The organism is Bradyrhizobium sp. USDA 223, assembly GCF_044909005.1.
GTDB classification, from domain to species: Bacteria; Pseudomonadota; Alphaproteobacteria; order Rhizobiales; family Xanthobacteraceae; genus Bradyrhizobium; species Bradyrhizobium yuanmingense.
Genome location: NZ_JBIYDR010000001.1, coordinates 4383922 through 4396458, shown reverse-complemented (window position 1 = coordinate 4396458; position 12537 = coordinate 4383922). Strand labels below are relative to the sequence as shown.

Below are 12537 nucleotides of genomic sequence, written 5' to 3'. Positions count from 1 at the left end.
TGTGTTTTTCCGCCGCGGCTAGCTTGCTCAACTGTCATCGCCCGCGCAGGCGGGCGATCCAGTATCCCAGAGACTTCGCTTTTGTCACTGGCGCTGCGGCGTACTGGATACCCCGCCTTCGCGGGGTATGACGGCGAAGAGTGTGGCACAGGAAGTCCCATGTCCGACAACGACGACGTCCCGTTCAACCGCAACTTTCCGCTGAAGCCCGGCATCGTCGAGGAGGTCCGCCCCGGCGTGCGGCGCGTGCTCTGCAACAATCCGAGCCCGTTCACCTTCACGGGCACGGTCAGCTACATCGTCGGCAAGGGCAATGTCGCGATCATCGATCCCGGTCCAGACGATGCGGCGCATGCGGCGGCGCTGCTCGATGCCGTGCGCGGCGAGACCGTGACGCACATCTTCGTCACCCACACCCATCGCGACCATTCGCCGAACACCGCGCGGATCAAGCAGGCGACGGCTGCGCCGGTCTATGCCGAAGGCCCGCATCGCGCCTCGCGGCCGCGATTCGAGAGCGAGAAGCACAATCCGGAATCCGGCGCCGACCGCGATTTTGCGCCCGACGTCAAGCTGGCGCACGGCGACGTCGTGGAAGGCAACGGCTGGCGGCTCGAGACCGTCGCGACGCCCGGCCACACGGCCAACCATCTGGCATTCGCCTGGCCGGAGCGGAAGTTCAACTTCGTCGGCGATCACGTGATGGGCTGGTCGACCTCGATCGTGGCGCCGCCCGACGGCTCGATGATCGACTACATGGACTCGCTTGACCGGCTCGCCGCCCGCGAGGAGGATCTCTATTTCTCTGGCCATGGCCCCGAGATTCCCGAGGGCCAGCGCTTCGTGCGCTTCCTGATCCGCCACCGCAAGGCACGCGAGGCCTCGATCCTGCACCGCCTCGCCAAGGGCGAGACCGACATCCCGACCATGGTCCGCGCGATCTATATCGGTATCGATCCGCGCCTGACGACAGCTGCCGGCTATTCCGTGCTGGCGCATTTGGAAGATCTGGTCGCCCGCGGCGTGGTGGCGACGGATGGCGATCCCGTGATCGGCGGCACCTATCGGATGGCCTAGGGGCGAATAGCGAATGGGGAATAGCGAATGGGCGGCTCCATTCGCTATTCGCTACTCCCCATTCGCCAAGTCACTTCTTCACCGTCTTCGCCGGCGCCTTGGGCGGCGTCACCGGCGTCTTCTTCACCGGCTTGAGTGCATCGGCGTCGGCGGCGGTGTTGAGGTCGTCGATGAATGTCTTGACGCGTGCGGCGTTGCTGCCGAGGTCGCTGTCGAAATTTCGCGACGCAGAGCGGATATCGACGCGGGAATCATCGCCATCCGGCACGACCCTGATCGAAACGTCCTCGCGGAAACCCATGATCGGCGTGCGCGCCACCGCCTCGATGCGACCGATGCGGCGCGGCGGCTGCGGTGCGCGCTCGTCGATCACGATCCATTTGCGCTTGTGGACGAGCTGAAGCGCGATCGCATAGGCGCGGTCGGCCGAGATCTCGAGCTCGACGGGCTCGATCTCGGGATAGAAATGGCGCTGCTGCTCCGCCGAATAGAGGCCGGCATAGACCGCGGTGTTGGTGCCCTCGCCGGTGCGCAGGCGCGCCAGCGCATCGAAGCGCGGCGGATCGATCGGGTCGGTGGTGATGTCGTAGATCGACGGCAGCTTGCGATATTGAAAGGCCAGATAGGCGGGATAGGCGAGGATCGCCCCGTCGATCAGGAAGGCGAGCAGGATGCGCGCCATGCCGCGCGAGCCGTTCTGCCAGATTGCGGCAAAGCCGGCGAGCCCGAACAGGATCGAGAGGCCGGCGATCGCGAGCCCGCCGATGAACGTCGCCAGCGCCGGCTTGGGCTCCAGGAAATCGAAACGGACGACGATGATCGACACCACCACCGCCAGAACCGCGAATACGGCCAGATTGCGCGCCCAGCTCGCGAGGCTGGACACGGGCTCCGACTGGTAGGGAGCGGAAAACCTGCGGGCCATCGGGTGAGCTCTGCCGGGGTTGGCGATGCCGGCCGATCTGGCGCGACAATGCGCCGTTGAGACCACGGCCGAGGGGCAAATTCAAGGGTCGATCACCCTCTTACCCTGCGCTGGAGGGGGAGGGTCGGCTCACATGGAGCGCAGCGAAGTGTGAGACGGGGTGGGGTGACGGTCTCTCCACATCCGACACTGCCCGAGCGGAGAGATCACCCCACCCCGCTCGCGCTGCGCGCGATCGACCCTCCCCCTCCAGGACCCCTCCAGGGGAGGGTGAGCACCACTGCCTACGCCGCCGCGTTCGGGAACCGGTAATCCCTAAACTGGTCGCGCAGCGCCGTCTTCAGGATCTTGCCGGTGGCGGTGTGCGGAATGCCGTCGACGAAAGCGACGTCGTCGGGCATCCACCATTTGGCGATCTTGCCCTCCATGAACTTCAGGATGTCCTCGCGCGTGGCCTGCTGGCCCTGCTTGAGCTGCACGATCAGCAGCGGCCGCTCGTCCCATTTCGGGTGGAAAACGCCGATCACGGCGGCTTCCGCCACGGCGGGGTGGCCGACCGCGAGGTTTTCGAGGTCGATCGAGGAGATCCACTCGCCGCCGGACTTGATCACGTCCTTGGAGCGGTCGGTGATCCGCATATAGCCGTCCTCGTCGATGGTCGAGACGTCGCCGGTGTCGAAGAAGCCGTCCTCGTCGAGGATGTTGCTGTCGACGCGGTAATAGGCCTTGGCGACGGCGGGACCGGAGACCTTGAGGCGGCCGAAGGTCTTGCCGTCCCAGGGCAGTTCCTTGCCGGCATCGTCGGTGATCTTCATCTGCACGGCGAACGGCGCATAACCCTGCATCTGCAGCACGTCGAGCCTGGCATCGCCGGTCGCATTCTGGAACGGCGGCTTCAGCGCCGCGACGGTGCCGATCGGGCTCATCTCGGTCATGCCCCAGGCATGGCGGACGTTCGAGCCCATGTCGAGGAAGGCCTTGATCATCGAGCGCGGCATTGCCGAGCCGCCGCAGATCACCATCTTCAGATCCGGCAGTTTGAGATTGTTGGCGGTCATGTGCTGGAGCAGCATCAGCCACACCGTCGGCACGCCGGCGGTGTGCGTCACCTTCTCGGTCGAGAGCAGTTCGTAGACCGAGGCGCCGTCGAGCTTGGCGCCCGGCATCACCAGCTTGGTGCCCTGCGAGGGCGCGGAGAAGGCGATGCCCCAGCTGTTGGCATGGAACAGCGGAACGACCGGCAGCATTGTCTCGGACGCACTGGTGCCGAGCGCGTCGACGTTGTTGGCCATCAGCGCGTGCAGCACGTTGGAGCGATGCGAATACAGCACACCCTTGGGATCGCCGGTCGTGCCGGAGGTGTAGCACATCGCCGCCGCCGTGTTCTCGTCAAAGTCCTTCCATTTGAATTTGCCGTCGGCCTGCGCAATCCAGTCCTCGTAGGCGACCGCGTTCTTCAGCGTGGTCTCCGGCATGTGAGCCTTGTCGGTGAGCACGATGTAGCGCTCCACGCTGGGCAGCTTGTCCGCGATCTTCTCCAGGATCGGAATGAAGGTGAGATCGGTCATTACGACGCGATCCTGCGCATGATTGATGATCCAGGCGATCTGTTCGGGGAAAAGGCGCGGATTGACGGTATGGCAGATGGCGCCGATCCCCATGATGCCGTACCAGACCTCCAGATGGCGCCAGGTGTTCCAGGCGATCGTTGCGACACGATCGCCGAGCTTGATGCCGTCGCGCTCCAGCATCTGCGAGACCTTGAGCGCGCGCTTGTGGATCTCGGCGTAGTTGGTGCGATGGATCGGTCCCTCGACCGAGCGTGTGACCACCTCCTGCTTGCCATGAATCCTGGCGGCGTGTTCGATGATCCGGTGGCAGAGCAGGGGCCAATCTTGCATCAAACCAAGCATTCCGACGTTCCTCCGAGAAGTCGCTGGGCGCGTTATCGCTCTCAGCGTTGGGCCAAAGAATTGCCATGAGTTTTAGCCTGCCGGACTTTCGTCGCAAATGGTCTTGTCGCGGCTATATGTCCGCCGGGGCGGCAATGGTTACCGCTGCGGCGGGGCTGTTGCTGCTCGCCGAAAGGGCAGAGGCGCGGAAATATCCTGCGCCGCTCGATATCTTCAACCTTGGAGCACCGAAGCCCCGCGCAACCGTTCGCGCCGCCAGGATTCCGCTGCCGAAGCCGCGTCCCGAGGAGGCCCCCAAAGCGTCGGATGAGGGGGCGGCGCAGGCAGACGGCAAGCCGTCCCCCGACAAGCCGTCTCCCGACAAGCCAAGCGCGGACAAGCCCGCCGAGGCCGCGCCGCCGCCCGAGAAGCAGGCCTCGGCCTGCCGGCTGGCGCTGACCGAGGAGATCGCGATCGCGCCGTCCATTCCGGATATCCGCGGTCCGGGTGCCTGCGGCGGCGAGGATCTGGTGCGGCTGGAGGCCATCGTGCTGCCGGACAAGCGCAAGGTGACGGTCAAGCCGGCGGCCATCCTCCGCTGCACCATGGCGTCCGCGCTCGCCGATTGGGTGCGCAAGGACATGGCGCCGCTGGCGACCAGCCTCGGCTCCGCCGTCAGCGAGCTCGACAATTTCGACAGCTTCGAGTGCCGCGGCCGCAACCGCGTGGCCGGCGCGATGCTGTCCGAGCACGGCAAGGCCAATGCCATCGACATCCGCGCCGTCAAGCTTGCCAATGGGCAGTCGATCGGCCTGACCGACCGCACCACCTCGCGCGAGGTGCGCGAGCGCGTGCTGCACTCGGTCTGCACTCGCTTTTCCACCGTGCTCGGCCCGGGTTCGGACTGGTACCACGAGGACCACATCCATCTCGATCTCGTGCAACGGCGCAACGATTACCGGATTTGCCAGTGGAACGTCTGGGATCCGCTGCCTCAGGTCGCACCGCTGCTGCCGGCGGAACGTCCCGAGGAGGCACCGCCGCGCGAGGTCGCGGCCAAGCCCGAGGCAAAGGAGGGCGCCGACGACGGTGGGGCGGAGACGCCTCCTGCGCCTGCCAACAAGCCGGCGGCGGATGGCAACAAAGCCAGATCACACCAGCCGGCAACAAAAAAGCGCCGGTGAAACCGGCGCCTTTGAAAAGCCTCGGGCATGGCCTGCTTAGTAGGGTGAGCTGGAACCGCCCTGGAGCGCGAGGCGCGGCTTGTAGGGCGAATCGCCGTGCTTGGGCTCGAGCACCACGACGAGGGTGCCGAGCTTGACGCGATCATAGAGATCGATCGCGTCCTCGTTGGTCAGGCGGATGCAGCCTGACGAGATCGAGGCGCCGATATATTCCGGCTGGTTGGTGCCGTGGATGCGGAACAGCGTGTCCTTGCCCCCAGAATGAAGGTACAGGGCGCGGGAGCCCATCGGATTGTCCGGTCCGGGTGCGACATAGGTCGGCACGCCCAAGCGCGAGATTTCGCCGGGGGTGGGGTGCCAGGCCGGCCACTCGGTCTTGCTGGCCACCTTGGCGATGCCCGACCAGGCCATAGCTTCTTCGCCGACGGTGATGCCGTAGCGGATCGCTTTGCCGCCCTCCAGCACGTAATAGAGGTAATGGTTGTCGGAATCGACCACGATCGAGCCCGGCGCTTCCTTGCGGTGGAATTCGACAATGGCGCGGCGGAACGGTTCTGCGACCGCGGTATTCTCGTATTTCACCTTGGCAAGGAGCTCTTTATCCTTAGGCTTGAACGCCTTGGTGTCCGTCGCCTCGTAGCGCGTGGTGGCCTGCATGCAGCCCGACAGCAGCAGGCCAGCGGCCAAAATCCCAAAAATAATTCTCAGCGACGACATGGTTTGGTTCCAATCAAAACAATACCGTGCGGAAGGGACCTGAGCGTAGCGCTCAAGTTCCTCGACTCCGTTAAGCCCATTATGGTTGAAATCTGCCACAATTCCAGCGCTGAAGCCGTTTTCCAGGGCTGTAAGACCGCAGCTGTGGCTTTTCTGCCGCAAATTTGGGGATGTCGTGCGGGTTTTTTTGGTAAGACGCGCCAGACTGTTCCTCCGGCGCCACAGTTAAGCCTTGGGGCCGCCGCGGATCTAAACGCTCCGTTAATGTTCTTGTCATCGTGAACCTGTCAGAATCGCGCTAAGGGCTGTCGTTCTGTCGCAGGATCTCTGGAGCTTTTGATGTTTTCGGTGTTCGTTCCCTCCGAGACCTCCCTCAAGAAGGCGGTTGTCGAGGATCTCACAGCGCTGCCGGAGAACGCAGTCTGGATCGACCTCGTCAACCCCTCGGCTGCCGAGGACAAGGCGGTCGAGCGGCTGGCGGGCATCGCCATCCCGACCCGGGAAGACATGCAGGAGATCGAGATCTCCAGTCGCCTCTATATGGAGAACGGCGCGCGCTACATGACCGCGACGCTGATGTGCCACTCCGATACCGACATGCCCCGGACCACGGCGGTGACCTTCATCCTCGGCGACCACCGCCTGGTGACGGTCCGCTACGACCTGCCCAAGCCCTTTGCGCTGGTCGAGGCCAAGCTCGCCCGCTCCTGCACGCCCTCGATCACCGGCGAGATGGTGCTGATGGAGCTCCTGGACGCCGTGATCGACCGCTGCGCCGACATTCTGGAGCGCTGCGGCGCCGAGATCGACCAGGTCTCCCACGAGATCTTCGAGCCGGAGAGCGAGCGCCACGGCCACGCCAAGCGATATTCCCAGATCCTGATCTCGATCGGCCGCAAGGGCGATTTGACCTCGAAGGTTCGCGAGAGCCTGGTGTCGATCGGCCGCGTCGTGACGTTCCTGTCCGCCGTGGTCGAGGGCGTGAAGTGGTCGAAGGACATGCGCGAGCAGCTCAAGACCATGCAGCGCGACGTCGCCTCGCTGACCGATCACGCCTCCTATCTCTCCAGCAAGATCACCTTCGTGCTCGACGCCATGCTCGGCGTCGTCAATCTCGAGCAGAACAACATCATCAAGCTGTTTTCGGTCATGGCCGTTGTCCTGATGCCGCCGACTCTGATCGCCTCGATCTACGGCATGAACTTCAAGGTGATGCCGGAACTCGAATGGGTGCACGGCTATCCGATGGCGCTGGTGATGATGCTGATCGCCGCCATCGTCCCGTACTGGATCTTCAAGTGGAAGAAGTGGCTGTAGGATCGTGCGCGAGCAAAGATACCTACCGAGACCTTACGCCGCTCGCATAGACACGATGAATCGTGTCGCAGAATCGATCGGGATTGCGGCGACGCGGTGACGCGTGTGTCATGCCGCAATTCCTCCGGTAAAATTTGAGCGGTGGGCTGAACGTTTGCGCGAAACTTGTCTGCGATAAGCAGGGCGTAGCCGCGAGGAACAGCCATGGTTGAGAAACACATAACGTCGCCCCGCAACGTCATCGATCTGGCGAACTACCGTCAGGCGATGACGAGCGGCAAGGCGCCGTCGATGTCGGCACGCATGTGCCGGCACTGTGGTGCTCCGCTGCTCGATGGTGAGAACGACGACGACTGCTCGACTGCATTCAGCACGGCCGCTCCGCGGCCGCGCAAGCGGTCACGTCGGATTCGACTCGATTGAGGAACGGAAGGTAAGGGCGATCCAGGCCTTGCGGCGGCGTTGTCTGGATCGCCTTGCTTCCCTGAGCGGCCATTTCCACTTCCGTCATTGCGAGGAGCGAAGCGACGAAGCAATCCGGACTGTCTCTGCGGAGGCAGTCTGGATTGCTTCGCTTTCGCTCGCAATGACAGTGCCCGTCTACACGTGCTGGCCGCCGTTGATGTGGATCTCGGCGCCGTTGACGTAGGAGCTGGTGTCCGTGCACAGCACGTAGATGATCTTTGCCACTTCGTCGGGCGTGCCGAGGCGGTGCATCGGGATCTGCTGCTCCACGATTTTGTCGGTGCCCGGCGACAGGATCGAGGTGTCGATCTCGCCCGGCGCGATCGCGTTGACGCGCACGCCGACGCGGCCGAAGTCCGAGGCCATTTCGCGTGTCAGCGAAGCCAATGCGGCCTTCGAGGTGGCATAGGCGGCGCCGGCGAAGGGGTGCACGCGCGAGCCCGCGATCGAGGTGACGTTCACCACCGAGCCCTTTGCCGCCTTCAATTCCTCGATCAGCCCGCGCGCCATCATGATCGGCGCGAAGAAGTTGACGTGGAAGACGTGCGTCCAGGTCTCGAGGTCGGTGTCGACCGAGCCGAGCCGGGAGCCGCCCGGGCCCTTTGGCGAGATCGCGGCGTTGTTGACCAGGGCATGCAGCATGCCGCCCTCGAGCCGGTTGCGGATCTCCGAGATCGCGCGCGCGGTGTCCTGGGGATCGCCGAGGTCGACCTGGATGTGGTCCTCCGGCCCGGCGTCCCAGGGGCAGTCCTCGGGGAAAGGGTGCCGCGAGCAGGTGATGACGCGCCAGCCGGCCGAGGAGAAACGGATCACGGTGGCGTGGCCGATGCCGCGGCTGGCTCCGGTCAGGAGCAGCGTACGGCGCGGCGCATTGGACGAATGCGGCATGGACATCTTTCAGGTCGGCCCAAAGCTTACGGATACATTCGCGTCTTGGACCACGGTTGGCCCGCGGCGTCACGGCGAAATTCGATGCGGTCGTGCAGGCGGAACGGGCGGTCGTGCCAGAACTCGATCCGCAACGGCGTGATGCGCCAGCCACTCCAGCCCGGCGGCCGCGGCACTTCGCCGATGACGTATTTGGCCGCGACCTTGGCGATGGCCTGCTCGAACGCGAAGCGGCTCTCCAGCTCTTGCGATTGCTTGCTCGCCCAGGCGCCGATCTGGGCCTGCTTCGGTCGGGTCGCGAAATAAGCGTCGGCCTCGGCGTCGGTCACCGGCGTCACGTTGCCGCGGATGCGGACCTGACGGCGCAGCGACTTCCAGTGAAAAAGTAACGCTGCCTTAGGATTTGCGGCGAGTTCGCGGCCCTTCTGGCTGGCGATATGGCTGTAGAAGACGAAACCCTCGGTATCGAAGCCCTTCATCAGCACCATGCGCACATCAGGCAGCCCGTCGGGATCGACCGTTGCGAGCGCCATGGCGTTCGGATCGTTCGGCTCGCTCTTGACCGCTTCGTTCAGCCAGGCCTCGAACAACGCAAATGGCTCGTCGGCGGCGGTGAAATCACCGGATGTTAAGGGTGTCTGGTGTTTCATCGAGGTCGTGTCGGTCATGTCCGGAGTCCGAGTTGCGTCCCGCGGCCCAAAACGCGTTGTTGTCCGCTACCGCCCTATATAGGGCATGGGGACGCGTTGGCCTATCGGCGATCCGGCCGTCCGGCTTCGTCATGACGATGATTCTGATCGGGCTTGGTGCCGGCGGCTGCAGCTTTTCCCGCAACGACGGCAGCGCCTATGCCAAGGCCGAGGACAGCGACCTCACCGGCTCGATCGCGCGGCCGGCGAAGGACGCTCCCCCGACCGAGACCGATCTCGCCTTCACCCGCAATGCCGCCTCCGACGTCCTCAGCAAGGGCGACAAGGATTCCAGCCAGCATTGGGAGAATCCGGAGACCGGGGCGCGCGGCTCGGTGACGCCCATCGCCCAGTCCTACGCCGCCGAGGACGGGCGCAAATGCCGCGACTTCCTGGCGAGCTACGTCAACGGCAATACCGAAAGCTGGCTCCAGGGCGCCGGCTGCCAAAGCGGCCGTGGCCGTTGGGAGATTCATACGCTAAAGCCGTGGCGGAGCTGAGCATGATCCGGAAACGTGGGAACCGGTTTTCCGATCAGACCATGCTCCAAAGATAGAGCTTCAGCTCGCGTTCCTAGTTGCAAAAATGCCACTCTCTTCCCACATCACCCGCAGGTGGGGCGGGGAGCCCTTTGAACAATTCGATTTCTTGAAGGAGACGTGACGAATGCGCGACCCCTATGAGGTCTTGGGGGTGCCGCGGAGCGCCAGCGCTGCCGCGATCAAGAGCGCCTATCGCAAGCTGGCCAAGAAGCACCATCCTGACAGCAACAAGGGTGATCCGAAGGCTGCCGAACGCTTCGCCGAGATCAACTCGGCCAACGAGATCCTCGGCGACGAGGACAAGCGCAAGCAGTTTGACCGCGGCGAGATCGACGCCGAGGGCAAGCCGCGCTTCCAGGGTTTTCCGGGCGGCGGCGGTCCTCGCGGCCGCGCGGGCCCTGGCGGATTCGAAAGCTATACGTTCCGAAGCGGCGGTGCGGGCGGCCCGGGCGGCGGCGCGTTCGAGGACATCCTCAACAGCATGTTCGGCGGCGGGATGCGCGGCGCGCGGCCCGGAGCCGGCGCCCAGTTCGAGTTCGACACTGGCGGCATCGGGCTCGATCTCGACGTCAACGTCGCCATGAGCGTCTCGCTGGAAGAGGCGGTCAAGGGCGGCGAGAAGCGTGTCCGGCTGCCGACGGGCAAGGAGCTCAACGTCAAGATTCCGGCCGGGGTCACCGAGGGCCAGCAGATCAGGCTGCGGGGGCAGGGAGAAAGTGCGCAGGGCCATCCGCCCGGCGATCTCCTGATCACCATCAACATTGCACCGCACCCGTTCTTCAAGGTCGAAGGCGCAGACCTCAGGATCGACCTGCCGGTCACGCTCTACGAGGCGGTGCTCGGCGGCAAGGTCCGCGTGCCGACCCTCGGCAATGCCGTGGAGCTCTCGGTCCCCAAGAACACCTCCAGCGGTCGGACCTTCCGCCTCAAGGGCAAGGGCCTTCCGAAAGCCGGCGGAATCGGGGATCTCTTCGTCATCATCAGGATTATGCTACCGGACGGGAACGACGCCGAGCTTGAAGCATTGATGGAGAAGTGGCGGGACCAACACCCCTACAATCCACGTAGCGGTGTCGGTTAGGGCGAGAGCGAACTGAAGGGGTTCTCCTAAAGGACCACGGCATCGTCCTGGAGATGATGCCCATCATACGCCTGAGGCGTGGTAGCGCTTCATGGTTTCGACGTGTCGGCTGTCCGGCGGGGCAGCCGATAAAAAGGTGCGGCCTCGAGAGGGGGACCAGCGCGGTACCAAAAACCCCAATCGAGGCCGCCCGCGTCGATCGGCGGATCGAACGCCACTCATAATCGCGTGAACACCCGGTGCGATAATGAGACGCGTCGATGTCCTGATTCCAAATTTTCGATGACGGAATCTAGGCACAGCGCTTGTGCGGTTGTCTAGGTGCCATTTTTCTCTGCTTGGTCGTAGACGGCCTGCGCCACCTTGGTCAGCCGCTCGCGATCGCTGCTGCCGCTGACGACGTAGCCGACGCCGCGCTCGGACCAGAACAACGCGCCGTCCTTGTCCGTCTTGGCGTAGCGCATTTGCGTCGCACCATTCTCGGTCTTGGCGCTGTAGATCGTGTACCGCTCGCCCGAAGCGCCCTCGTACATCAGGAACGACGCCGGGCCGTTCGGTCCCGGCAGAAGCCGGCCGCCGACCAGCTTCAGCCCGCTCGCCTCCAGGTTCGGCGCGAACACGGTCCAGCCGCAGCGCCGGGTCAGCCAGGCCTGCAAGTGATCGCGCTCGTTGCCGCCGACCTCAACGGGGTGGCGGACCTCGACGACATAGAGGCGGTGGGCATCGAGTGCGTCCGCCGTAAAGCTCCGGAAGGTCGAGGGTGCGTTGGCGGCGCCATGCGCCACCCAGCCGGCGGTGCCGCCGGCGACGAAGGCGACCAGCACGGCCGCGGCGGCGCCATAAAACCATTGCCGCGGGCGGCGCTCCAGCCTCTCGAGCTCGAGCCGTGCGGGCACCCGTTCATGGGCAATCGAATCGTAACGCGCGTGCAGCATCTCGGCCATGGTCCGCCAGGACTGCACCCGCTCGGCGTCCTCGGGGTGGGCGGCAAGAAAGGCCTCGACGTCGGCGCGTCGCTCGGCCGGCAGCTCGCCGTCGACATAGGCGTGCAGTTCGTCCTCGGTCACTGGGATGTTGCGGTCGTTCATATCGGTCGTCTCTGGCTCTGCGGCCCAAAATGTCTTCTGCGAGTTAGCTTCGCGCAGCTCACTATCCGGCTGCGGGCGGAGATCGTTCGATGCATCGACCCGGCCATCATTTCACCCGCCTGAGCGCCGTACGCTCGCCCTCCAGCGAGGCTTTGACGTGGGCTCTTGCGCGCGCCAGGCGCGACATCACGGTGCCGATCGGCACGCCCTGGATGTCGGCAACCTCGCGGTAGCTCATGCCTTCCAGCATCACCAGCAGCAGCACCGAACGTTGCTCCTCGACGAGGGTGGTCAGCGCCTTCTCGATGTCGCGTCCTTCGGCCTCGGTCCCGCTTGCATCGGGGTTGTTATCCGTCAGCGGCATGAATTGCGGCCGCCTTGCCAGCGAGCGCCGTCGGTTTTTGTTGAGGTTGGTCAGGATCGTATAGAGCCAGCTCCTGACGTCGCCTCCGAGAAACAGCCGCTCCGAACGCAGCGCGCGTACCAACGTATCCTGGACCAGATCGTCGGCCGCATCGGCATCGCGTGTGAGCGCGCGGGCGTAGCGGCGCAACGCCGGGATCATGGCTTCCACACTCTGGCGAAACGCACTCATTGCGGTCCTGACATCCCTGGCGTTAGGCGCGCGCCTATAGCGATCATAACACCCAAGCGGAACGGCTATTCCGGCAC

General features: G+C 64.5%; 13 protein-coding genes. 6 read left to right on the top strand and 7 right to left on the bottom strand.

The window, feature by feature from the left end; genetic code table 11:
* Positions 1-159: 159 nt before the first annotated feature.
* Positions 160-1077, top strand: a complete 918-nt coding sequence (locus tag ABIA40_RS20385) for an MBL fold metallo-hydrolase (protein ID WP_404543037.1) — start codon at positions 160-162, stop codon at positions 1075-1077.
* A 70-nt stretch (positions 1078-1147) separates the two neighbouring features.
* Here ABIA40_RS20385 and ABIA40_RS20380 read toward each other — a convergent pair whose 3' ends face one another.
* Together ABIA40_RS20380 and ABIA40_RS20375 are read right to left on the bottom strand one after the other, a co-directional pair.
* Positions 1148-2002, bottom strand: a complete 855-nt coding sequence (locus tag ABIA40_RS20380; RefSeq protein ID WP_404543036.1) for a DUF1499 domain-containing protein — start codon at positions 2000-2002, stop codon at positions 1148-1150.
* Between the two features lie 284 nt (positions 2003-2286).
* Complete coding sequence (locus ABIA40_RS20375; protein ID WP_271542512.1) at positions 2287-3915, bottom strand: fatty-acid--CoA ligase; 1629 nt, start codon at positions 3913-3915, stop codon at positions 2287-2289.
* A gap of 65 nt (positions 3916-3980) precedes the next feature.
* Here ABIA40_RS20375 and ABIA40_RS20370 point away from each other — a divergent pair, with 65 nt between their 5' ends.
* A complete protein-coding gene (locus ABIA40_RS20370; protein WP_271542510.1) occupies positions 3981-5078 on the top strand; it encodes an extensin family protein in 1098 nt (365 codons plus the stop codon).
* Between the two features lie 36 nt (positions 5079-5114).
* On the opposite strand, the gene ABIA40_RS20365 is transcribed toward ABIA40_RS20370, so the two are convergent.
* Complete coding sequence (locus ABIA40_RS20365; RefSeq protein ID WP_157284789.1) at positions 5115-5795, bottom strand: L,D-transpeptidase; 681 nt, start codon at positions 5793-5795, stop codon at positions 5115-5117.
* Between the two features lie 339 nt (positions 5796-6134).
* On the opposite strand from ABIA40_RS20365, the gene ABIA40_RS20360 reads away from it, so the two are divergent.
* The gene (locus ABIA40_RS20360; RefSeq protein ID WP_109144626.1) at positions 6135-7112 is read left to right on the top strand and encodes a magnesium transporter CorA family protein; all 978 of its coding nucleotides are present in this window, start codon (positions 6135-6137) and stop codon (positions 7110-7112) included.
* A gap of 204 nt (positions 7113-7316) precedes the next feature.
* On the top strand, positions 7317-7535 hold the full coding sequence (locus ABIA40_RS20355) for a hypothetical protein (protein WP_271542507.1): 219 nt from the start codon (positions 7317-7319) through the stop codon (positions 7533-7535).
* 177 nt (positions 7536-7712) lie between these two features.
* Here ABIA40_RS20355 and ABIA40_RS20350 read toward each other — a convergent pair whose 3' ends face one another.
* Together ABIA40_RS20350 and pdxH are read right to left on the bottom strand one after the other, a co-directional pair.
* The gene (locus tag ABIA40_RS20350; protein WP_271542505.1) at positions 7713-8465 is read right to left on the bottom strand and encodes an SDR family NAD(P)-dependent oxidoreductase; all 753 of its coding nucleotides are present in this window, start codon (positions 8463-8465) and stop codon (positions 7713-7715) included.
* A 26-nt stretch (positions 8466-8491) separates the two neighbouring features.
* Positions 8492-9133: a pyridoxamine 5'-phosphate oxidase gene (pdxH, locus tag ABIA40_RS20345; protein ID WP_271542503.1), complete on the bottom strand. Its 642-nt coding sequence runs from the start codon at positions 9131-9133 to the stop codon at positions 8492-8494.
* 113 nt (positions 9134-9246) lie between these two features.
* On the opposite strand from pdxH, the gene ABIA40_RS20340 reads away from it, so the two are divergent.
* The gene (locus ABIA40_RS20340; RefSeq protein WP_036004044.1) at positions 9247-9654 is read left to right on the top strand and encodes an RT0821/Lpp0805 family surface protein; all 408 of its coding nucleotides are present in this window, start codon (positions 9247-9249) and stop codon (positions 9652-9654) included.
* A gap of 166 nt (positions 9655-9820) precedes the next feature.
* The gene (locus ABIA40_RS20335) at positions 9821-10777 is read left to right on the top strand and encodes a J domain-containing protein (RefSeq protein WP_271542501.1); all 957 of its coding nucleotides are present in this window, start codon (positions 9821-9823) and stop codon (positions 10775-10777) included.
* A gap of 317 nt (positions 10778-11094) precedes the next feature.
* Here the strand turns inward: ABIA40_RS20335 and ABIA40_RS20330 are convergent, their stop codons facing one another.
* Together ABIA40_RS20330 and ABIA40_RS20325 are read right to left on the bottom strand one after the other, a co-directional pair.
* Positions 11095-11865 (bottom strand): anti-sigma factor, encoded by a 771-nt coding sequence (locus ABIA40_RS20330; RefSeq protein WP_157284796.1) that lies wholly within the window; start codon positions 11863-11865, stop codon positions 11095-11097.
* Positions 11866-11971: 106 nt separating this feature from the next.
* Entirely contained in the window at positions 11972-12460 is a 489-nt protein-coding gene (locus ABIA40_RS20325; RefSeq protein WP_157284797.1) for an RNA polymerase sigma factor, read from the bottom strand.
* Between the last annotated feature and the right edge of the window lie 77 nt (positions 12461-12537).